Here is a 19,970-nt window from a genome sequence, read left to right as displayed (position 1 = left end):
TTGGCTCATAAGTTCATTGTACTTCATCAAAGCGCATTCCTCCCGGCACTGACCCTACGGGTACAGTGCGGGGCTCCTGCGATTTCTAGCTGAGGGGGTAGTTTGGGTATAACCTGACCTAGCCTGAGGCCCCGGCGCTAGCTTGCTTGGGCCAGCCCTTCCTCAGTGGGATCCCGCCCTTCCAGACGGCAGAACAGTTGCCGCATCAGCAGCTCCCGTCGAGCCAGAGAGAGGTGGGGGGCAAGGGCGCTGGGAAAGTGGGGCATGGCTAGGGTAACACGATCCAACAGGTCGGCGCGGCGGTGTTGTTGCTGGATGGCCCAAGCCCGCTGCACAAGGTCTGAAGCTGTTTCCAGCTCCAGCCCTGCCTGCTCGGCCAACCAAGCTGCTAATCGTTCTAGGTCGGGATCATAGCGCAGCCGGTACATGTAGATCAGCATGCCGATCCCAAGCACTAGGCCCAAGGCGCTGGCCACGTAGGCAGCCTTGATGGCAGTTCCCGGCAGATAGGCCACCGCCGACACGCGCAAGATTTCGTAGGGGATGCGGATCAGGCTATAGCCGACAACATAGGTCCAAACCCAAGTGCCATCTTTGAGTTTGGGAAAGCGCCAGAACATTCCCATCAAGAGGGCAAATAGAAGCAGGTCGAGGACGCTTTCGTAAAAAAAGATGGGGTGAAAAAACTCAAATTGGCTGTATTCCGGCTCGCGGGCTTGGGGAGGAATGTACACCCGCAGCGGCCAAGGGCTGTCGGGAGGAATAGGGGCACCGTAGGCCTCAGAGTTGAAAAAGTTGCCCCAGCGCCCGATGGCTTGGCCCAAAATCAACCCCGGCGTGAGCACATCGGCGTACTTCCAGCCGTTGATCCCGGTGGTGCGGCAATAGAGGTAAAGGGCAAGCGCGCCGGCCAACACCCCACCGTGGATGATGAGACCCCCCTGCCAAATGGCAAAGGCCGAGAGGGGGTTGTCTTGGAACTCTGACCAGTGGGTGAGGACGTAGTAGAGGCGGGCGCCCAGAAACCCAGATATTACCAACCATAGGGCCAGTAGCTCCACTCGTTCACTGGCTTTGCCAGGCTCTTTCTCTAGATGACGAGATTCTGCCAACGCTTTGGTCAAGATCAAGCCGACCAACACGGCCACTGCCATCAATAGGCCATACCAGCGTAGGCCCAGCCCTCCCACCAGCGGGGTGCCGGGGGGAAAGCGGAAGACAAATTCTCCAGGTGAGCTGAAGGTAAGGCCCAACAGCCCTGCACTCCATAGGTTCATCGACAACACGCTCTGCACCCCAAAATTGCTCAACTCAGTTCCACGAGTCGGCCTTATCAACCTCACCCGCTTGGGTTAGCGGGACGGAGTTCCTTCCGGGCTCTTCTCCCCTATCCCCGGCAGCCATTCACAGGCTCCAACAGGGATCCATTCTCCCCGATCCTGAAGCAGCGCCAGTCCTCGTTCCCGGTTGACCCGATCCTACAGGCCCGTCACGGACAAGATTCCACCCTAGAGCCCATACCTTTACCAAAAGCTAGGTCCAAAGCCCCGCCCTTCCAGGACGGCTTTTGCCCTGTTAGACCTGCGATAAGATACACCCACGCTGGTCGGAGATGCCAAACTCCTCAAGGCCACTCCAGCGCAGTACCAAGCCTTCGATGACGGAGTACACCGGCCAAGTGGTGGGGCTGGATGGGGGCGACAGCAGTGGGCAAGCTGTGCCGTGTCTCCAGTCTTTGCGTTGTACCGAAAGGAGATGGAGGATGTCAACTGGACAGGGGTGTGGATCCCGGATGGGTTGCAGTTGGTATCCATTGCTCCTGAGGCCAAGGCGGTGATGCAACACTGTTATGGCGGCTACACCACCAACCTGACTCTGGAGGAGTTCATCCGCCCCGAAAACTACCTGGTTCACACCCTGGAAGGCCAGCCGCTCCCGGTAGATCACGGTGGGCCGGTGCGCACTTTGATCCCTCACCTGTACGCCTGGAAAAGTGCCAAGTGGATCGGCGGCCTGGAGTTTCTCCCCCAAGATCAGCCGGGCTTTTGGGAGCGCAACGGCTACCACATGCGCGGTGAACCCTGGGCAGAAGAACGCTACAGCGATTCATAGAGGCTCTGGGATTTTGCCCTCCTTGGCCAGGGATCCCTTGAAGCTTTTTGCCACCGTCTGCCGTTTTGGCCGCAAACTGAAAAGGGTGCCTGCATCTTCAAGGAAGAGATCAAATCGGAAGCCTCGAAAGACCCAGTAAGCAGAGATCATGGGATCCCGTTCACCACGTCCAGCCCGGCCCATCCGTTCCGGCCACTATCCGGCCAAAGAGCTGTGCAGCCAGTGCGGCCTCTGCGATACCCGCTACGTGGCCCACGTCAAAGAAGCCTGTGCCTTCTTGGACCAGCAACTGACCCAGTTGGAAGAACAGACCCACGGGCGATCCCGGGAATCGCTGCGCTCAGGATCCCTTGCCGTCACTGATACCGATTACTTCGGTGTCTACGAGGCAATGTTTACGGCCCGCAAGCGGGATCCGATCCCGGGGGCCCAGTGGACGGGCATTGTCAGCAGCATTGGCATGAAGGCCCTCACCACTGGCTTGGTGGAAGGGGTGGTGTGCGTGCAGGCGGATGAGCGGGATCGCTTTCAGCCACGGCCCATCCTGGCCCGTACCCCCGAAGCGGTCTGGGCGGCGCGAGTTAACAAGCCAACTCTTTCTCCCAACTTGTCTGTGTTGGAGCAGGTGGAGCAAAGCGGCCTCAAGCGCCTATTGGTGATCGGGGTGGGCTGCCAAATTCAGGCTTTGCGGGCGGTGGAAAAAAAACTGGGTCTGGAGAAGCTGTACGTGTTGGGCACGCCCTGTGTGGACAATGTCAGCCGTGCCGGGCTGCAAAAGTTTCTAGAAACCACCAGCCGCTCCCCACAGACGGTGGTGCACTACGAGTTTATGCAAGACTTCCACATCCACTTCAAACACGAAGATGGCTCGGTGGAAAAGGTGCCCTTCTTCGGCCTCAAGACCAAAGAACTCAAGGACGTGTTTGCCCCCTCCTGCCTCAGTTGTTTTGACTATGTGAATGCTCTGGCAGATCTGGTGGTGGGCTACATGGGATCCCCCTTGGGCTGGCAGTGGCTGCTGGTGCGCAATCAGCGGGGGCAAGAGCTGTTGGACTTAGTCTGGGAGGAGCTGGAAACCCAACCGGTGATCTCGCAGGGATCCCGGAGGGCGGCAGTGCAGCAGGGGATCCCTGCCTACGACCAAGCCCTGAGTTTGCCAATGTGGCTGGCTCGCCTCTTGGGGGCGGCAATCCAGCGCTTTGGGCCGCGCGGTTTGGAATATGCCCGCTTCTCCATCGATTCCCACTTCACCCGCAACTACCTCTACGTGCGCCGCCACTATCCCCAGAAGTTGGAGCAGCACGTGCCCCCCTTTGCCCGGCGGATTGTGGAGCAGTACCAACTCCCGCAAGACTGAGGCTCAGCAGTAGCGGATCCCAGCTTCCGCCCAGCGATCGATAGCCTGACCTATGCGCTCGCAATCGGCAATTAGGCTAATCCGCACGTAGCCCTCTCCTCCCTCTCCAAAAGCGCTGCCGGGAGTCACCACCACCCCGGTGTACTCTAAAACCCGTAGGGCAAACTCTGTTGATCCCTCGGGGGTGCCATCAGCAGTGCGAGGGGTAGGGATCCAGAGATACATCGTCGCCCGTGGCGGCTCGATCCGCCAGCCCAACTCCGCTAGGCGGCCGATCAGATAGTCGCGCCGGCGGCGGTAGCGCTCTTGTACCTGCTCCAGGTAGCTATCCGGCAGTCGCAGGGCGGTTTCGGCGGCCTTTTGGATGGCGGCAAAAATGCCGTAGTCGAGATTGGTTTTTAGGGTGCGCAAGCTCTGGATGATCTGGCGATTGCCCACCACAAATCCCACCCGCCAGCCGGCCATGTTGTAGGTTTTGGAGAGGGTGTGGAACTCCACTGCCAAGTCCTTGGCGCCTGGGATCTGCAGCAGGCTGGTGGGCCGGTAGCCGTCAAAAGCCAGCTCGGCATAGCACAGGTCGTGCACCAGGATGAGATCGTAGCGGCGGGCAAACTCCACCACCTCCTCAAAAAAAGAGCGGGGCGCAACTGCCGCCGTCGGGTTGTTGGGGTAGTTAAAGTAGAGCACCCGCGCTTGCTGAGCCACTTCCGGCGGTATTTCTTGCAGATCGATCAACCACCCCTTCTGGGGGCGCAGCATCATCGGGTAGATCTGCCCGCCAGCAATCATGGGGCCGCGAAAATGGGCTGGATAGGCAGGGCTGGGCACCAACACCAGATCTCCGGGATCCACATAGGCCAGAGCCAGGTGGGTCAGCCCCTCTTTGGATCCCAGCAAAGGCAGCGCCTCTCCATTGGGATCCAGCTCCACCCCGTAGCGGCGCCAGTACCAATCCGTGATCGCCTGGCGGAAGCTGGCCGTGCCCTCAAAGGGCGGGTAGCCGTGGTGGGCGGGATCCGCAATGGCCGCCTGCGCCGCCTCCACCACCGGCTGTGGGGTGGGGCCATCGGGATTGCCCATGCCCAGATCGATCAAATCCAACCCCTGCTGGCGGGCGCGGGCCTTCAGCTCATCCAAGCGGGCGAAGACATAGGCGGGCAGCTTGTTCAGCCGCTGGGCGGGAACGAGAGCGCGGTTCATGGCAAGAATGGGGAAGGGGCACAGCCGGTGCCTGATGGGAGGATAGGTACCTAACTTACCGCCAGACCTGCATCCAAAGCAATGATCGAGATTGGCGGCTTTGGGCATCCGGGATCCCGAACAGCTAGGATAGATATCCCAAGTTATCGACGAGCCAACAGTGCCCCTACCTCTTGTGGCCATTGTGGGTCGCCCCAACGTGGGCAAATCTACCCTCGTCAACCGCATGGCGGGGGTGCGTTCGGCCATTGTGCACGATGAGCCCGGCGTGACCCGGGATCGCCTGTACCAGGAGGTGGAGTGGAACGGGCGCCGCTTGCGGGTGGTGGACACCGGCGGCCTGGTTTTTGGCGACGACAGCGAATTTCTGCCCCACATTCGCCAGCAAGCGATGGCAGCCATGGCCGAGGCGCAGGCCGTGATCTTCGTGGTGGATGGCCGAGAGGGACTGACACCCGCCGATGTAGAAGTGGCCGATTGGCTGCGCAAACAACCCCTACCGGTGGTGGTGGCTGTGAACAAGTGCGAGTCGGGGCAGATGGGCCTGGCTCAGGCAGCAGCCTTTTGGGAGCTGGGGCTGGGGGATCCGATCCCCTGTTCCGGCATCCATGGCAATGGGGTAGCCGAGCTGTTGGAGGCGGTGCTGGCTCACTTGCCCGAAGTGACCGCAGAAGCCGCAGGCGAGCCAGATCCCATCGCCGTCTCGATTGTGGGACGGCCCAACGTCGGCAAATCCAGCCTGCTCAACCGCCTGGTAGGATCCGATCGGGCCATCGTTAGCCCCATTTCCGGCACCACCCGTGATGCCATCGACACCGTGGTCACCTGGGAAGGGCAGCCCTATCGCCTCATCGATACCGCCGGCATCCGCAAAAAAAAACGCGTGGAGTACGGCATTGAGTTCTTCAGCATCAACCGGGCCTTCAAGGCCATCCAGCGCTCGGATGCGGTGCTGCTGGTGATCGATGCTTTGGAGGGGGTTACCGAACAGGATCAGAGGCTGGCCGGGCGCATCGAAGAAGAGGGCCGCGCCTGTGTCATCGTGGTCAACAAGTGGGATGCGGTAGAAAACAAAGACACCTATACTATCAACGACTTTACCCGCGAAATTCGCGACAGGCTTTACTTTATCGAATGGGCGCCGCTCCTGTTTGTCAGCGCCCTCACCGGGCAACGCACCCACAAAATCTTTGAGCAGGTGAATACCGTGGTGGCCGCCCACCGCAAACGGGTTCCCACCGCTGTGGTCAACGAAGTGCTCCAGGATGCTCTTGCCTGGCAATCGCCCCCCACCAACCGCCAGGGCAAGCAGGGCAGAATTTACTACGGCACCCAGGTGGCGGATCGGCCCCCCACCTTTGTTCTGTTTGTCAACGATCCCGATTTGTTTAAGGATAACTACCGCCGCTTCCTGGAAAAGCACTTCCGGCAAAACCTGGACTTTACCGGTACCCCCATTCGCTTTCTCTGGCGCGGCAAATCCGAGCGCTTGGTTGGGCGGGCGGTGCGAAAATTGGAGAGATCCCTGACCTCTCGTTAGGCCCTCTGGTCTACTGAAAGCCTATGGCTGTGGATCCCAACGTCAAAACCCTGGTTGACAACCGTCGCGCCCGCTTCGAGTACGACATCTTGGAGACCTATGAGGCCGGGATCCAACTGACCGGCACAGAGGTGAAATCGATACGAGCGGGCAAAGCCAACCTGCAAGACGCTTTTGCCCTCTTTCGGGATGGGGAAGCATGGCTGCACAATCTGCACATCTCCCCCCATGACACCGCCGGCAAAGTGTTTAACCACGACCCTACCCGCCGCCGCAAGTTGCTGCTGCACCGCCGCGAGATCGACCGCCTACGGGGCTTGGTGGAACAAAAGGGCCTGACCGTGGTTCCCCTCAAGCTGGTGCTCAACCGCGGCTGGATCAAAGCCCATCTGGGCGTGGCCCGCGGCAAAAAGCTCCACGACAAGCGACAAGCCATCAAAGAGCGGCAAACCCAGCGGGAGATTCAGCGGGAACTGAAGGAACGATAAATTTCTCCCTGAGCCCCTGCTGGCTTCCACGTCGTTTGCCAAGCGCCTTTTTGTATTCTCAGATACAGCGATCTGCAGCGGGATCCCGATGATGGATGTAGTCTTCCGGCTTTGGATCCCTGTTCTGTTGGAGCTGCCTGTGAACTGGAATCTTACCCGCGCTTTTTCTCCCTCGAGAGGCTGGGCTATTGGCCTGGCAGTCGCCGCTCTACTGGGATCCACCCCCACAACGGCGCAGGAGACCTTCAAAGTGGGCATGGTGCTGGTGGGGCCGATGCAGGATGGCGGCTGGAGCCAGGCGCATGTGGAGGGCAGCGAATACGTCAAGGCCAAGTTGCCCGGTGTCGAGTTTGATTACCTGGACAAGGTGAACCCGGCGGATCGGCCCAATGTGCGCGCCTCCCAGGTGGCGGATGACATGATCGCCCGAGGTGCCAAGGTTATCATCTTTACTTCTGATGACCACAAAGACGATGCGATTGAAACGGCCCGCAAGCATCCTGAGATCGCAGTTATCCATGCTTCTGGGGACATGGCCTGGAAGGAGGGGAAAAATTACATCGATCTGCCCAACTTGGCCAACATCATGCCCCAGATGGAAGCGATGCGCATGGTGGCCGGATGTGCCGCGGCTCTGGGATCCGAAACCGGCAAAATTGGCCTGTTGGGGCCTCTGATCAACGACGAAACCCGCCGTTACGCTGCTGCTGCTTACTTGGGGGCCAAATACTGCTGGGAAACTTACCGAGATCGTCCTGAAGAGTTGCAGTTCCGGGTGACCTGGATTGGCTTCTGGTTCAACATTCCAGGGGTCACTTTGGATCCAAGCAAGGTTGCCGATGACTTTTACAACGGCGGCTTTGATGTGGTGATGTCGGGGTTGGATACGCCGGAGGCGGCGGTACAAGGCAAGCGGGCTGCTGAGGCCGGAAAGCGAGTGCGCTACACCCACTACGGCCTGGCCAGCGGTTGCAACTTCGCGCCCGAAATTTGCCTGGGGGTTTCCTACTACAACTGGGGGCCAGGATACAAGCAATTGATCGAGGCAGCTCGCGCGGGCACCTTCGAGAGCCAATTCCTGCGTCCGCCCATCGACTGGTCAGACATCAACAACCCGGACACGTCTTCGGCAGGGTTCGTTATGGGAGAAGCCCTGAAGCCGGAAGACAAGGCCAAGCTGGAGGAGTTTATTGCTGGCTTGGGGAATGGCAGCATTCAGCTCTTCAAGGGGCCGCTCAACTTTCAAGATGGCACGCCCTTCTTGGCTGAGGGAGATGTGGCCAGCGAGGTCGAGATTTGGTATCTGGGCCAGTTGCTAGAGGGCATGGAGGGAGCCAGCAACTAGCGGAAGGCGTTCTAGGCTCCGGGTAGGGGGAAGAACCGGTCGGTTTCTTTCACCCGCTGACACCAGGCTCGGATCTGGGGAAAGGGCTTAAGGTCAAACCCACCCTGCTCCGCCACATGGGTGTATGTGAAAAGGGCGAGATCGGCGATGGTGTAGCGGTTGCCCACAAAAAACACCTTCCCCTGCAGGTGGCCTTCCATGATCTCCAGCGCCTCTGTTCCAGATTTCAAGTTCTGGGCGATCACGTCAGCATGGGCCTCTGCTTGGCCGGCCCGCACCCAGAAGCGAGTGGTGGCGATGTAGCGGGCAATGCGGGTTTGTTCAAAAAGCAACCACTTCAAAATCTCGGCCCGTTCCAACTTGTTTTGGCCGTAGAGGGGGGTGTCTTCTGCCAGGTAGACCAAGATCGCGGCGGACTCGGCCAAGACCGTTCCATCTTCCAGTTCCAAAGCCGGGATCTGGCCCAGGGGGTTTTTGGCCAGGTACTCGGGGCGGCGGTTTTCTCCGGCCCTGGAGTTGACTTCAACCGTCTCATAGGGGATCCCCAATTGCTTGAGGAGCAATTCCACTTTGTAGCAATTTCCGGAGGTTGGGATCCCGTACAGTCGCAACATTGTGGTTAACCTCAGCCCAAAGCACCTTACAAAGAACTTCGTCCTAACAACGCCAACGGCAACTCAATCAACAAAAACCCTCTGTCCCTAACACTTTTTTAGCAGCTTTGTCCTTCCAACTGATACATTTACGCTGAACACTGCTGAGCACTACTGCTCAACGGTGAAGCGATAGCATTCTGCCCGTTTCCGAACAGAAAGGCGGTATCCCGCAAAGCCCTGAGCATAACACCCAGAGCGCCTTGCCAATCTCGTGGTAGCCTATGGTTGCACTTGGGGCATGTGAACACTTTCGCACCACCTAACTTCGTGTGGATGTGCCCGCACTTGGTACAGGTTTTGCTGGTGTACGCTTCCGATACTTCCACGACGACCACGTTTTTCTTTTTGGCTTGGAACCTCAGGAACTGCTTGAACCGGTAGTGCGCCCAGGTGAGCATCGCCCTTGCCGTCTTGCTACCAAACTTCCTCCCTGCCTTGGCAACCATCTTGGCTGACTCGAAAGTGGGGAGGAATATCAATCGGTAGTTATCCGTTAGGAACGCCGCTACCTTGCGATGGCACTCGTCCACCAAGTTCCTGATTCTCTCCCGCAGACGAAACGCCGCTTGCCGCATTCGCCTACGCTTGGGCCTCGGCGCTTTGCTCAGCCTAGATTGCAGATCGTCTAGGTGGTAGCACAGCCGAGTGATTCTACCAAAGTCCCCCTTGGCAATATCTACAAAGCCTGCTCCATCAAACCCTGTAAAGAAACTTCTTACCCCAGGGTCAAGTGAGATCACCCCCCTTGCTAACGAACACTGCTCGTTCACAGGCTCAGGAAAGATGGCATACCATCTGTCTTTCACCCGCATTAGCTCAGTTCCACGTGCCCATTCTCTGGGCATCTCCTCGGATGCACGGAACGCCAAACCTCGGGTGAGTTTCGGATACCACGTCCCATTGCGAAAGTTGCCGGCGTTGAATTGCAGCGTATGCGACCTGTCCCGCACACTGCGAAACCTCGCGTCTTTGCTTCGGCGAAACGCCAACCACGCCTCGACGACCGCGTTCTGCTTGATGTGGCAGGGGGCGTCCTTTATCCACCCGGGCAGGTCGGAGCGCAGGATGATGTCCCGCAGCTTTCTGGCCGTTCTTGGAGCACCATGCTGGCGCTGATAGGCAATCGCTTGGTTGTAGCAGTACCGGCACGCCGCTTGCCACCGCTTCCAAACTTTAGCCAGCGCTGGCTCCGGATAAATCCGTATCTTTCTCGATTGCAGCCCGATATTTCCTGAGTCCGTAGAGCCGACTGCTGAAGCAGTGCAGGATGGTGAGGATATCCTCAACCAGTTCCTGTTGGGGAGAAAGGTGATCGTCATCGAGAACCAAGACTTCGCACCCGTATTGACGGCAGTACCACTCAACGAACTCAAATCCAAACCGGCAGAGTCGATCCCGGTGAGCGACCACAATTGTTCCGACATCTCCCGCACGGACTCGTTCCAATAAGGCAAGGAACTTTGGTCTTTTGAAGTTGAGACCGCCGCCAACCTCTCCGACCACTTCGGCTCCAGGATAGAGGTTAACCAGTCTTGCAATCTGTCTTTCCAAGTCTGGTTTCTGCCCTCGACTGCTGACTCGGGCGTACAAAACGACTCGTTTGATCTTTTTTGGCGCTTTGATGTAGCTGTCGAGGTCATACCTTCTTGCCCTACCGGATGGTGTACGTACTGCATGGATCCAGCCCTTCTGTTCCCATCGCCTCAAAGTGTGGAGACACACCCCGAAATAATCCGCCGCCTCTCTCGGTTTCACATACCTAGCCATACCAAGCAGCCATACTGAACATACTGTACATTATTTTCAGTATAGTCCAGCGTATCATTGACTAGAGTCATGCTCCTGCATCTGCCGGCGGTATTCCCGCCCAAAGGCTTGCAGCAACCCTTCTGCGTGGGAAAGAGGCCCTGCTTCATAGGCACGGGATCCCACCCCTTGCTGGGTGAGCTCGCACAGGTGCCAATCCTGTCGATTGGTGCGATCCCACAATTCCACCACCTCGCTGGGATCAAAACCATCCAGCGCCAAGGTCTCCGGCTCAAACAGCCAATCGCAGACAACCCGCGTCCGGTCGGATCCCTGGGGCCACAGAGTGTGGGTCATGACATAGTCCGGCTGCAGGCTCAAGAATAGATTGGGCATAAGGGTGTAGTAGTAGGCCCGCCGTTGGTTCTCGCCTCGCACGGTGGAGATCAGGGGCAAGCTGCGTTGGCCACTCATGTTTAGGCTGGTCACATCTGGGTTGAGCAACATGTAGCCGCCCAAAAAGGGGCCTTCCATCAAGTCGTTGCGACCACTGCGAGCCGGCGAAAGGCGGGCCAATTCTGGGTGAATGAGCGGGCAGTGGTAGCACTCAGAGTAGTTTTCAAACAGCAATTTCCAATTGGCTTGAACGTGGTATTCAATACGATGGCCTCGCCGCAGAGCGGACAGGTTCCACTCTCGGAAACGACCTTGCAATGGGGCAAAAACCTCATCGAAGGGCTGAGGATTGCGGCTGAGGTTGACCCAGACGAAGCCTTCCCATTCTGCCAAGGCAGCGGAGTGGAGGGGATAATCTTCACGGCGAAAGTCTTCCACCTCGTGCATCTGGGGAGCCGCCAACAATTGTCCATCCAGCCCATAGCGCCAGGCGTGGTAGGGGCAAGGGATCCCATCGGCAAAATGGCCTTGGAGCTCGCTGCAGAGTCGGGTTCCTCGATGGCGACAGTGGTTGAAGAAGGCATGGGCTTGCCCCTTGGGATCCCGTACCAGGATCAGGCTTTCTCTGAGCACCTGCACCTGCAAAAAGTCTCCGGGTTGGGCCAGATCGGCACTGCGCCCCACGCAGAACCACTGCCGATAAAAAATCTGCTCAATCTCCGCCTCAAAGCGGCTGGAAGAAACATAGTAGTGGCCAGGCAGGGTGCGGGCGCCCGGTTGAACCGTAGCGGGATAGAAAGCGGTCATGGGGCAAAGCAGCGATAAGAAAAACTGCTGTGGGACTCCAGAGGCTTTGCTATCCAAGCTAACGCAGGGATCCCATCCGGCATCTATTCCAAGCAGATCCAAGGCATTTTTAAGGCATTTTTGAAGCATTCCCCCCAAGCACGCTGTGCTGCTCGCGCGAATACCCCAGTCTCCTACCCACAAAGGGAGAGGGGGGCATAAGAACTCCGTCCTGCTGACGCAAATGGCTTCTTTCCGCTAGGGGGACGTAGCGCTATAGCCCAAGTCGCGCAGAAGGTGCTCAGAGCGCCGCCAGTGGGGCCGCACCTTGACAAACAGCTCCAGGTACACCTTGCCCAGGATCAGCTTTTGAATCTGCAGGCGGGCTGCCTGGCCGATCTGCTTGAGCCTTTCCCCTCCTTTGCCGATGAGGATCCCCTTTTGGGAGTCCCGCTCTACATAGAGGGTGGCCAGGATGCGGGTGACGTTGGGGGTTTCTTCCACCTGGTCGATGGTCACGGCCACGGAATGGGGCACTTCCTCGCGGGTCTGCAGCAGCACCTGTTCTCGGATCAGCTCCGCCATGATGAACCGCTCCGGCTGATCCGTCACCAGATCCGGCGGGTAGTAGTAGGGGCCGGTGGGCAGCAGATCGATGGTGGCTTGGATCAGGGGTGTCAAACTGCTGGGATCCAAGGCAGACACCCAAACGACAGGAGCGCCGGGGCGCAGGGCTTGGTAGCTCTCCTGGTGAGCTTGGCGCACGGCAGCATCCCGAGGAAGCAGATCCGCTTTGTTGCAGACGATCAGGCAGGGGGAAGCAGCAGGGATCCGCTCGGCAATAAAAGCATCCCCGCGTCCTGCCGGCACCGATCCATCCACCACGAAGAGGATCACGTCCACAGCGGCAATGGCTGCCTGGGCGTTGTGTACCAAGATTTCCCCCAGGCGGTGGTGGGGTTTGTGGATGCCAGGGGTATCCACCCAGATGATCTGGGCTTGGGGTAGGGAGAGGATCCCCTGCAGGCGGTTGCGGGTGGTCTGGGCCACGGGAGAGGTGATGGCAATCTTTTGTCCCACCAGGGCGTTGAGTAGGGTGGACTTGCCCACATTGGGCCGCCCGATCAGCCCCACAAACCCCGACTTAAACCCCGGCGGGGCAACCGGGATCGCAGACAGTTCCCCACTGCTGACACGACCGGGCGCCGATTCCCCTTCTGCTGCAGCAGCGGAGGACTCTGTCCCGCCGTCGCCAATGGATCCCCGTCCCTCAGGGGAGGGATCCCTCCCGTCTGAAGGAGAATAGGGATGTCCGGCGCTGATACATTTACGCTGAACACTGCTGAACATCACTGTTCAACTATGCAGCGATAGCATTCTGTTTGTTTCCAACCAGAATGGCGGTATCCCGCAAAGCTTTGAGTAGAATACCCAAAGCGCAGTTTCCGTGTCGTCTTACTACCAATTTTCTGCTTTGCTTTGGCTACCATGTTGGCAGACTCGAAAGTAAACAGAAAGATCAACTGGTAGTAATCCGTACTGAACATATTATACATTATTTTCAGTATAGTTGAGCTTACTATTGACTAGAGTCATGCTCTTCTAAAGGCTCTGTCCCGCTGTCGCGAACGGCCATAACTTTCACCCAACCTCTAGCGGATAGAGTAGGCTGCTGAGGCGGCAGGCAACTGCAAGGATAGGGATCCCAGCGGGGCCAAGGTGGTGCCGGGGTAGTAGAAAGCGAGGATTTGTGCCGCGTTAAACCCCTGCCGAGCCAGGGTATAGGAGCCATACTGGCTCAGGCCCACCCCATGGCCAAAGCCGCCACCGATGAAGCGATAGCCTGCCAATCGCTCCCCTTGTTTCAGAGGCTCTATCCGAAACAGGGTGCTGTACAGGCGAGGAAAAGCCAAGCGTACCTGATCCTTGCGCAAAAGAATCGAGCGGATCCCTTCTGCCGTCTGCAAGTCCAATTGCATCACCTGCACCCGGCCACTGGCGGAGCGCTCCAGGATCTGCATCCCCGCGATGCTGCTCCAGGTGGGCATCGGGATCCCTATGTAGTCTTGGCCGGCCCGCAACTGAGTGTTCAGCTCCTCCAAAGATAGGGAGAACTCCCAGCGGAATAGGCGGGATACTCCTGCTTCGTTGAAGCCCTCTCGCTGGGCCAAAAACGCCTGGAAGCTGCTCTCCTGCCGCAAATCCAGGGGCTTACCCGGTTGATGGCGCTCCTCGCCCTGCGGAGCACGATGGGCAATATCCGCTTGCGGGCGTAGGTAGGGGCGCGGATCCCCGTCCCAAACGTCTTCAAAGGCCGCCGAGACGCCACCGTTGGTGGAAGAATAAACGGCATCCACCAGCTCGCCGTTGTAGGTGAGCACCAGGCCGCTGGTCTGGCGAATGGCCTCGTCAGCCCGCGGGTGGGTTCCGGTCAATCCCTTGTAAACCTGGCAGTGGGTATTGGCACAGAGCTGATAGTCGTCAACCTGAAAGCGGTGGAGGTTCTTGAGGGCGTAGGTGCGCGCCAGGATCGCCTGGGCAGCCATGGCGGCAAAGGGAGCCCCCGACCCCACCTCATGGGGCACCACCCCCCGCAAATAGGTTTCCAGGGGCACGGCGTTGACTACGGTGTAGCTGCCGTAGGCGTTGGGCTGAATGGTAATAGAGCCGGCGTAGTGGCGGTCGTTCACCCGCAGATAGCCAGCATCGGAGGTCACCCTGAGGCGGGTGCGGTGGTAGCGAAAGTGTTCATGAACCCAGCTTAGCTCCGCCCGTTCGCGTCGCTCCTGCACCTCGAGCCGCACATGGGGGATCCCTTCCTTCTGGGCATACTGCTGAATCTGGATCAGTTGTTGCGGGGTGTAGGCGCGGCTGGCCCACACCTGCCATTCTTGCGGCTGGGCGATCTCGGTGCTGATGCCCAGAGACTGCCAATGGTTGGCGTTGGCCTCGGCACTCTCAAAACTTTTGTGGCTGCTGAGGATTAGACGGTATACGGTTTCCGGGGTGGTCAGGGCGCGATTGACAATGCCGATGCTGACCCGAGGCGTTCGCTGGGTCTGGGTGCTGCCGTCTGCTTGAGGGAATTCCAGGGTGAGAAGGGATCCCGTCGGCGCCGCCAGCTCCACTTGATCCGTCTCAGAACGGCCAAAGCGTTGCACAATGCCTATATGCAGGATTGGGTTTTCGGGGGTGGCCGCCGTGGCAAAGGTCTCTTCGCCAACGCCGGTCGCGTCGGCGGCATGGAGCGCCAAGGCCGTCAGCAACAGGCCCAAGCCGGAAATGAGGGTGCTCTGTTTGCGCCAGCGGGACGGAGCCCCTAAAAACCGACGGGGTTTGGCAGTGAGAGCCTGACAACTGGCCATGGCCGCTTTATCCTAAAACACACCCTGTCGATTTTACCCCCATCTTTTTTGGCCTACCTGCAGCGGTTGCGTTAGCGGTGGGGAGCATGACTCTAGTCAATAATAAGCTCAACTATACTGAAAATAATGTATAATATGTTCAGTACGGATTACTACCAGTTGATCTTTCTGTTTACTTTCGAGTCTGCCAACATGGTAGCCAAAGCAAAGCAGAAAATTGGTAGTAAGACGACACGGAAACTGCGCTTTGGGTATTCTACTCAAAGCTTTGCGGGATACCGCCATTCTGTTTGGACTCCGTCCCGCTAACGCGAATGGAAACAAACAGAATGCTATCGCTGCATAGTTGAACAGTGATGTTCAGCAGTGTTCAGCGTAAATGTATCAGCACCATGGATGCTTTTCCTTGCCTGTCTGTTCCCGACGACGGGTTCCCAATCGCCACGGCGGGACGCCGTCCCTCTTTGCACAAGGGATCCGGCTGGAGGCTGGGCTGGGATCCCACCCGTTCCCCTTTTGTTGCCCTGGTGGGGGGAGAAACCTGGGCGCTGGAGCTCACTCAGGAGGAGTGGCAAGCGTTTGTGCAGGGGGTGCAGCGCCTGCAGCAGGATATGGAGGCCATCGCCTCCCAACTGATGGCGGAGGAGAGCATTACGCTGGAGCAGACTTTCCCTGCTTTGACCCTGATAGCCAGCGGCAGCGCCACCGCCTGGGGTCTCTATGTGCAATTGCATCAAGGCCGGCGCGGAGAAGGTTTTTGGCCTGCTGATGTTGTCCCTGAGCTGTGCCAGGCCCTCGCCCAATGCTTTCAGGAAGCTCTCTAGCCCCCTGAAGCCTGCAGTCTGGATCCCTGCCTGAGAGAACCGATGGATCTGCACCATCTGCACACTTACATTCGTCCCCGACAGCTTGAGGACTTGACCGCCTGGGATCCCGGCTGGAACTGGCTGGCCGGGGGGACTTGGCTCTTCTCCCAGCCGCAACCCCACCTGCGGGGACTGGTCGATTTGCATCCTCTGGGCTGGAACGAGCTGGAAATCAGCGCAGAAGGGCTAAAACTGGGGGCAACCTGTACCTTCCAGCAACTGTTGCAATACGATTGGCCACCCCATTGGCCAGGGATCCGCGCCCTGTGCGAGAGAATGGCGTCTTTGGCCTCTTTTAAGGTGGCCCACTTGGCAACGATAGGGGGAAATCTCTGCCTGGCCCTGAGTGTCGGTGTCGTAGCACCCGTGTTGATCGCTCTTGAGGCCACCTACACGCTGATCGATCTGCAGGGATCCCTGCGCCACATCCCCGCTCAGGACTTTCAAACCGGCCCCCAACAAACTCTGCTGCAGCCGGGGGAAGCCTTGCGATCCATCTGGATCCCGGCCCAACGCCTGCGCAGCCCCAGCACCTTTCAGCGGCTCGGCATCACCCAAACGGATCCCGCCTTGGTGATCGTCGCTGGATCGCGCGATCCCGACTCAGGCGATTATCGCTTCGGACTCAATGCTGCCCTTTCACCCCCACAACTGGTGCGGCTGGGATCCCGGCCCAATCCAGAACACCTTCCCCAACTTTTGGCAGAGCAAGCCCACGGCTGGATCGCGGATTTTCGGGCCAGCGCCCTTTACCGCCAACGCATGAGCGAGGTATTGATTCGCCGCTGTATAGACATCTTGGGCTAATCGGGGTATTGCCCCATCCCAACAGGGGGCTGAGAACGACGTACTCATCCTGCCAAAGCTCCCGCCGCTCTGAAAGTAAAGGTTTTAGGCGTGGGTCAGTGCCCCAGTTTGAATCGAAATGACCATAAGTCTGACATTCCCGTCCATAGGATTGAGATAGCCACAGGCAAAAATTCATCTGTTGCTGTTCCAAAAATGGGTAACACATAAAAGTTTGGGGCAGTAGCAACTGGCAGTGTCACCCCACAGACAACCGCGAAAATAGTTCACAGTGAACCCAGCTTTATCTGAGCTTAAAACTTGAGGCCAGTTTATAAAAAACTTACCCACAGTTGATAGCCAGTGAGGTTTTGGATTCAGGAGTTCGCGTGATTTGACAGGGAAAGTTTTGGATCCGCAAAGGGTAACCTGAAACCAAGGAAAGGCTGGAATACTGGAGCAAGCTCCTTTGGGTTTAGCTAAGTGCCTGATTTCTCCCGAAGCGGGACTGGAACTGCTATGAGTCGGTTTTCCCCTCATGAAGTGTATCTCCGGAGAATCCTCTTTCGTCTGGCCACTGCGGCTCCTCGTGGCATGACATTGATCGAGTTGCTGGTGGTCATTGTGATTGTCGGTACTCTCTGCGCGGTGGCCATTCCCAACCTGCTTAACCACATTCGCCGTTCCAGAGTTGCTGAAGCCCAAACAGCTTTGGCGACCGTTGGCCGTGCTTCGGAAATCTTCCGCATGGATTTTACGGATTATCCTTCCAGCTACGCCGATATTCAATTCGGAGGGATCCACGGGGATCGTTATCTGCAAGATCCCTGGCAAGCCCCCAACTATCGTCTCCCCGAAGTTGTTCCTCCCACTCCTGGCCCAGCTGGCATGCGTTGGATGACGGAGTCTCACACCTACACAGCTGCTGGTGGGGATCCCCTGCGCTGTGACATCGGCCTTGGGGATCGCCAGCAAGAGGTTTTGGTCTCCGGCTACAACCTACACAACTCCTGCAACCTCTATCGTTGACCTGCCCAGCCAGGAGTCTGGCGGCTTGAGGAAGCGGGACTGGGCGGACTTGAACCGCCGACCTAGCGCTTAGGAGGCGCTTGCTCTATCCATCTGAGCTACAGCCCCTTGTCGAACATCCTACTGCTCTTAGCCCCCATCTCAGCTAGAAATCGCAGGAGCCCCGCACTGTACCCGTAGGGTCAGTGTCGGGAGGAATGCGGAAGTTACGATAGAACCATGACCCAAGTCCTGACCGTCTCCTGCAAGCTCAAGGTGTCCCAGTCGCAAGCCGCAAAGTTGGATGCGACAATGGATGCCTTTGTGCAGGCCTTGAACTGGGTCAACCAAAACACACCAGAAAAAGTAGTCAACGCAGTCAAACTCCAGTCCCTTTGCTATTACCAGATTCGCGCTCGGTTTGGCTTGTCCAGTAACTTGGCTCAGCAAGTCTGCAGACGGCTGGCCGGTGCCCGTAAAGTTGCCCGACAGAAAAACCGTCCGGTCAAAGCGTTCAAGAGAGGCTTTGCGACCTACGATGCCCGTATCTTTTCGTTTCGCGAGAAAGACTGGACGGTGTCGCTGACCACGGTGGAGGGTCGGGAGCGCTTTGAGCTGGCGATTGGCCGCTACCAGAGAGAACGGCTGGCGGGCTCCAATCCCAAATCTGCCACCCTGGTCAAGCGTAAAGACGGCTCCTACTCCATTCAAATCTGTGTGGAAGCGGAGCCATCCCCACCGCAACGCACGGGTAGAGTGCTGGGGGTGGACTTGGGGAGGACGGATATTGCCCATACGTCAGAGGGGGACAACTGGAATGGACAGCAGTTGAACCGAATCCGAGACCACTACTCCAAGCTGAGGGCGGCACTCCAACGCAAAGCCAGTAAGGGCACCCGCAGTTCGCGGCGCAGATGCCGTCAACTGTTGCAACGGCTGTCTGGCAAGGAGAGACGCTTTCAAACGTGGGTCAATCATCGCATCTCCAAAGCTATTGTCTCTAGGGCAAAAGCTACCAACAGCGCTCTTGCTCTGGAAGACTTGACAGGGATTCGGAAAAGAGTCAATCAACAGCCACGCAGCAAAGCCGAACGGCGCAGGGCCAACAGTTGGGCGTTTTATCAACTCCGTCAATTTTTGGAGTACAAGGCTCTGCGTGCAGGGGTTGCTTTGATTCTTGTTCCGCCTGCCTACACGTCGCAGACCTGCCACCGGTGTTTGCACATTCATCCCGACCCTGCGCAATCCTACCGCAGTGGAAAGAAGTTTAAGTGTGGACACTGTGGATGGGAAGGGGATGCGGATTTGAATGGTGCGAATGTGATTGCGCTTTTGGGGGCTGCTGTAAACCAGCCTAGAGGTTCGTGGTTGGCTTGCCAACTGCAGGGCTACCGAAAGCCTGCCCTGTACTGCGAAGTAGTCAGGGTCGGGTAGTTTACATTACAGCCCTTTTGCAGATGAGGTGATACCCGACCAGTTCTCATCATGCCCCAACTGGGTCTGGCGTTATCGGTTGTGTTGTTGACATTGACCTGCTAGACATCTTCTGTGATGCTAAGAAGTGTTAAGCTAAGGACTTGGATCCCAAACCGAGGTCAGCCCTATGGAATCCCTTTCTGATCCCTTCGTCAATCCCCCCATTTACTCTGCCATCGCCTTATTCAGCTTTTTTGCTGTTATCTTTGGCATCATTTTCAAGGACAATTTGGAATACCAGGTGGCCCTTTGGCAGCTCAACCGGGATAGCCAAGCGCAAATTCGCTACCGCACTCCTGGGGTGATCCTCACCTACAGTCTCTGCTGCCTGTTTACCTCTGGGTTTGTGGCCGCGTGTCTGAACGTGTTTGGCCTGTCTATGGCCTTGGCCGCCTGCGTCGGTGGGATCCTAGTGTTGAGCACGGCAGGCTTGGTGTGGTGGCAGTTGGGATCCCTGATGGCTCTGTTGGCTGCCGGTGGATCCCAGGCCATCGATATTGACTCTTACGGAGCAGGGGCCATTTTGGATTCTGAGGCGGCAGCACCCCCCGAGGGAGAATAGGATCTTGGAGTAGTCTTACCCCATGCCCTGGTCTAGCTGGATCAGCTGGATCCAGAAGAGCGTGCCTACAGAGTAGAGAAAGCTTAAGAAGTTTCTGGCCAACTTGTTAAAACGAGAGAACAAGTGCCAGCTCAGCTTTTGAAAAACGCCTCTTTCTGTAAAAAATTACAAATCATAGTCATTCCAAACTAGGTTGTGTTGATCTTTCATTTGAGCCAAAAGAGAGCACTGACGAGATAGAGAAAACTCAAGAAGTTCCTGGCCAATTTGTCAAAACGAGA

Annotated in this window: 18 protein-coding genes and 1 tRNA gene; 10 read left to right on the top strand and 9 right to left on the bottom strand. The window is 57.7% G+C overall.

Features of this window, described 5'->3' with window-relative positions; all coding sequences use genetic code 11:
• Positions 1 to 137: 137 nt before the first annotated feature.
• On the bottom strand, positions 138 to 1,277 hold the full coding sequence (lgt, locus tag ACVW0C_RS13240) for a prolipoprotein diacylglyceryl transferase (protein WP_457385847.1): 1,140 nt from the start codon (positions 1,275 to 1,277) through the stop codon (positions 138 to 140).
• A gap of 445 nt (positions 1,278 to 1,722) precedes the next feature.
• Between lgt and ACVW0C_RS13235 the strand changes: the two genes are divergently transcribed.
• Together ACVW0C_RS13235 and ACVW0C_RS13230 are read left to right on the top strand one after the other, a co-directional pair.
• Positions 1,723 to 2,112 (top strand): molybdopterin-dependent oxidoreductase, encoded by a 390-nt coding sequence (locus ACVW0C_RS13235; protein ID WP_457385845.1) that lies wholly within the window; start codon positions 1,723 to 1,725, stop codon positions 2,110 to 2,112.
• A gap of 148 nt (positions 2,113 to 2,260) precedes the next feature.
• A complete protein-coding gene (locus ACVW0C_RS13230; RefSeq protein WP_457385843.1) occupies positions 2,261 to 3,469 on the top strand; it encodes a Coenzyme F420 hydrogenase/dehydrogenase, beta subunit C-terminal domain in 1,209 nt (402 codons plus the stop codon).
• A 3-nt stretch (positions 3,470 to 3,472) separates the two neighbouring features.
• On the opposite strand, the gene ACVW0C_RS13225 is transcribed toward ACVW0C_RS13230, so the two are convergent.
• Positions 3,473 to 4,669 carry an aspartate aminotransferase gene (locus ACVW0C_RS13225; RefSeq protein ID WP_414406992.1) on the bottom strand — a complete coding sequence of 399 codons (1,197 nt, stop codon included), beginning with the start codon at positions 4,667 to 4,669 and terminating at the stop codon, positions 3,473 to 3,475.
• Positions 4,670 to 4,829: 160 nt separating this feature from the next.
• Between ACVW0C_RS13225 and der the strand changes: the two genes are divergently transcribed.
• The 3 genes from der to ACVW0C_RS13210 all read left to right on the top strand — a co-directional run bounded on the left by der (position 4,830) and on the right by ACVW0C_RS13210 (position 8,042).
• A complete protein-coding gene (gene der / locus ACVW0C_RS13220) occupies positions 4,830 to 6,209 on the top strand; it encodes a ribosome biogenesis GTPase Der (protein WP_457385841.1) in 1,380 nt (459 codons plus the stop codon).
• A gap of 23 nt (positions 6,210 to 6,232) precedes the next feature.
• A complete protein-coding gene (gene smpB / locus ACVW0C_RS13215) occupies positions 6,233 to 6,697 on the top strand; it encodes an SsrA-binding protein SmpB (protein WP_414374610.1) in 465 nt (154 codons plus the stop codon).
• A 91-nt stretch (positions 6,698 to 6,788) separates the two neighbouring features.
• Positions 6,789 to 8,042 (top strand): BMP family lipoprotein, encoded by a 1,254-nt coding sequence (locus ACVW0C_RS13210; RefSeq protein WP_457385840.1) that lies wholly within the window; start codon positions 6,789 to 6,791, stop codon positions 8,040 to 8,042.
• Positions 8,043 to 8,053: 11 nt separating this feature from the next.
• On the opposite strand, the gene ACVW0C_RS13205 is transcribed toward ACVW0C_RS13210, so the two are convergent.
• The 6 genes from ACVW0C_RS13205 to ACVW0C_RS13180 form a co-directional block, all read right to left on the bottom strand.
• Positions 8,054 to 8,656, bottom strand: coding sequence for a glutathione S-transferase family protein (locus tag ACVW0C_RS13205; RefSeq protein WP_414409419.1), 603 nt, complete (start codon positions 8,654 to 8,656; stop codon positions 8,054 to 8,056).
• Positions 8,657 to 8,784: 128 nt separating this feature from the next.
• Entirely contained in the window at positions 8,785 to 9,984 is a 1,200-nt protein-coding gene (locus ACVW0C_RS13200) for an RNA-guided endonuclease InsQ/TnpB family protein (protein ID WP_457385838.1), read from the bottom strand.
• Positions 9,872 to 10,465 (bottom strand): IS607 family transposase, encoded by a 594-nt coding sequence (locus ACVW0C_RS13195; protein ID WP_457385836.1) that lies wholly within the window; start codon positions 10,463 to 10,465, stop codon positions 9,872 to 9,874. Before ACVW0C_RS13195 ends, ACVW0C_RS13200 begins: the two co-directional genes overlap by 113 nt.
• A gap of 54 nt (positions 10,466 to 10,519) precedes the next feature.
• Positions 10,520 to 11,647 carry an aromatic ring-hydroxylating oxygenase subunit alpha gene (locus ACVW0C_RS13190; RefSeq protein WP_414424585.1) on the bottom strand — a complete coding sequence of 376 codons (1,128 nt, stop codon included), beginning with the start codon at positions 11,645 to 11,647 and terminating at the stop codon, positions 10,520 to 10,522.
• Positions 11,648 to 11,884: 237 nt separating this feature from the next.
• Positions 11,885 to 12,976 (bottom strand): GTPase Era, encoded by a 1,092-nt coding sequence (gene era, locus ACVW0C_RS13185; RefSeq protein ID WP_457385834.1) that lies wholly within the window; start codon positions 12,974 to 12,976, stop codon positions 11,885 to 11,887.
• A gap of 302 nt (positions 12,977 to 13,278) precedes the next feature.
• The gene (locus ACVW0C_RS13180; RefSeq protein WP_457385832.1) at positions 13,279 to 14,991 is read right to left on the bottom strand and encodes a SpoIID/LytB domain-containing protein; all 1,713 of its coding nucleotides are present in this window, start codon (positions 14,989 to 14,991) and stop codon (positions 13,279 to 13,281) included.
• Between the two features lie 356 nt (positions 14,992 to 15,347).
• Between ACVW0C_RS13180 and ACVW0C_RS13175 the strand changes: the two genes are divergently transcribed.
• The 3 genes from ACVW0C_RS13175 to ACVW0C_RS13165 all read left to right on the top strand — a co-directional run bounded on the left by ACVW0C_RS13175 (position 15,348) and on the right by ACVW0C_RS13165 (position 17,672).
• The gene (locus tag ACVW0C_RS13175; protein ID WP_457385831.1) at positions 15,348 to 15,815 is read left to right on the top strand and encodes a DUF1818 family protein; all 468 of its coding nucleotides are present in this window, start codon (positions 15,348 to 15,350) and stop codon (positions 15,813 to 15,815) included.
• 42 nt (positions 15,816 to 15,857) lie between these two features.
• The gene (locus ACVW0C_RS13170; RefSeq protein WP_457385829.1) at positions 15,858 to 16,664 is read left to right on the top strand and encodes an FAD binding domain-containing protein; all 807 of its coding nucleotides are present in this window, start codon (positions 15,858 to 15,860) and stop codon (positions 16,662 to 16,664) included.
• 573 nt (positions 16,665 to 17,237) lie between these two features.
• Entirely contained in the window at positions 17,238 to 17,672 is a 435-nt protein-coding gene (locus ACVW0C_RS13165; RefSeq protein WP_457385827.1) for a type IV pilin protein, read from the top strand.
• Positions 17,673 to 17,706: 34 nt separating this feature from the next.
• Here ACVW0C_RS13165 and ACVW0C_RS13160 read toward each other — a convergent pair.
• A tRNA-Arg gene (locus ACVW0C_RS13160) sits at positions 17,707 to 17,780 on the bottom strand.
• A 111-nt stretch (positions 17,781 to 17,891) separates the two neighbouring features.
• Here ACVW0C_RS13160 and ACVW0C_RS13155 point away from each other — a divergent pair.
• Both ACVW0C_RS13155 and ACVW0C_RS13150 read left to right on the top strand, forming a co-directional pair.
• On the top strand, positions 17,892 to 19,085 hold the full coding sequence (locus tag ACVW0C_RS13155; protein ID WP_457385825.1) for an RNA-guided endonuclease InsQ/TnpB family protein: 1,194 nt from the start codon (positions 17,892 to 17,894) through the stop codon (positions 19,083 to 19,085).
• A 169-nt stretch (positions 19,086 to 19,254) separates the two neighbouring features.
• Positions 19,255 to 19,689, top strand: a complete 435-nt coding sequence (locus tag ACVW0C_RS13150) for a hypothetical protein (RefSeq protein ID WP_011432900.1) — start codon at positions 19,255 to 19,257, stop codon at positions 19,687 to 19,689.
• The last annotated feature ends 281 nt before the right edge of the window (positions 19,690 to 19,970 follow it).

The sequence above is a fragment of the Thermostichus sp. OS-CIW-26 genome (assembly GCF_054058395.1).
Note: the sequence above shows the minus strand (reverse complement) of the source record. Positions and strands in the feature narration are given on the sequence as shown.

Bases quoted from the DNA above. Each gene is read 5' to 3' on its own strand.
- lgt (WP_457385847.1), bottom strand. From the start codon at position 1,277: ATGAACCTATGGAGTGCAGGGCTGTTGGGCCTTACCTTCAGCTCACCT.
- ACVW0C_RS13230 (WP_457385843.1), top strand. From the start codon at position 2,261: ATGGGATCCCGTTCACCACGTCCAGCCCGGCCCATCCGTTCCGGCCAC.
- ACVW0C_RS13225 (WP_414406992.1), bottom strand. From the start codon at position 4,669: ATGAACCGCGCTCTCGTTCCCGCCCAGCGGCTGAACAAGCTGCCCGCC.
- smpB (WP_414374610.1), top strand. From the start codon at position 6,233: ATGGCTGTGGATCCCAACGTCAAAACCCTGGTTGACAACCGTCGCGCC.
- ACVW0C_RS13210 (WP_457385840.1), top strand. From the start codon at position 6,789: ATGGATGTAGTCTTCCGGCTTTGGATCCCTGTTCTGTTGGAGCTGCCT.
- ACVW0C_RS13205 (WP_414409419.1), bottom strand. From the start codon at position 8,656: ATGTTGCGACTGTACGGGATCCCAACCTCCGGAAATTGCTACAAAGTG.
- ACVW0C_RS13195 (WP_457385836.1), bottom strand. From the start codon at position 10,465: ATGGCTAGGTATGTGAAACCGAGAGAGGCGGCGGATTATTTCGGGGTG.
- ACVW0C_RS13190 (WP_414424585.1), bottom strand. From the start codon at position 11,647: ATGACCGCTTTCTATCCCGCTACGGTTCAACCGGGCGCCCGCACCCTG.
- era (WP_457385834.1), bottom strand. From the start codon at position 12,976: ATGTTCAGCAGTGTTCAGCGTAAATGTATCAGCGCCGGACATCCCTAT.
- ACVW0C_RS13180 (WP_457385832.1), bottom strand. From the start codon at position 14,991: ATGGCCAGTTGTCAGGCTCTCACTGCCAAACCCCGTCGGTTTTTAGGG.
- ACVW0C_RS13175 (WP_457385831.1), top strand. From the start codon at position 15,348: ATGTTCAGCAGTGTTCAGCGTAAATGTATCAGCACCATGGATGCTTTT.
- ACVW0C_RS13170 (WP_457385829.1), top strand. From the start codon at position 15,858: ATGGATCTGCACCATCTGCACACTTACATTCGTCCCCGACAGCTTGAG.
- ACVW0C_RS13165 (WP_457385827.1), top strand. From the start codon at position 17,238: ATGACATTGATCGAGTTGCTGGTGGTCATTGTGATTGTCGGTACTCTC.
- ACVW0C_RS13155 (WP_457385825.1), top strand. From the start codon at position 17,892: ATGACCCAAGTCCTGACCGTCTCCTGCAAGCTCAAGGTGTCCCAGTCG.
- ACVW0C_RS13150 (WP_011432900.1), top strand. From the start codon at position 19,255: ATGGAATCCCTTTCTGATCCCTTCGTCAATCCCCCCATTTACTCTGCC.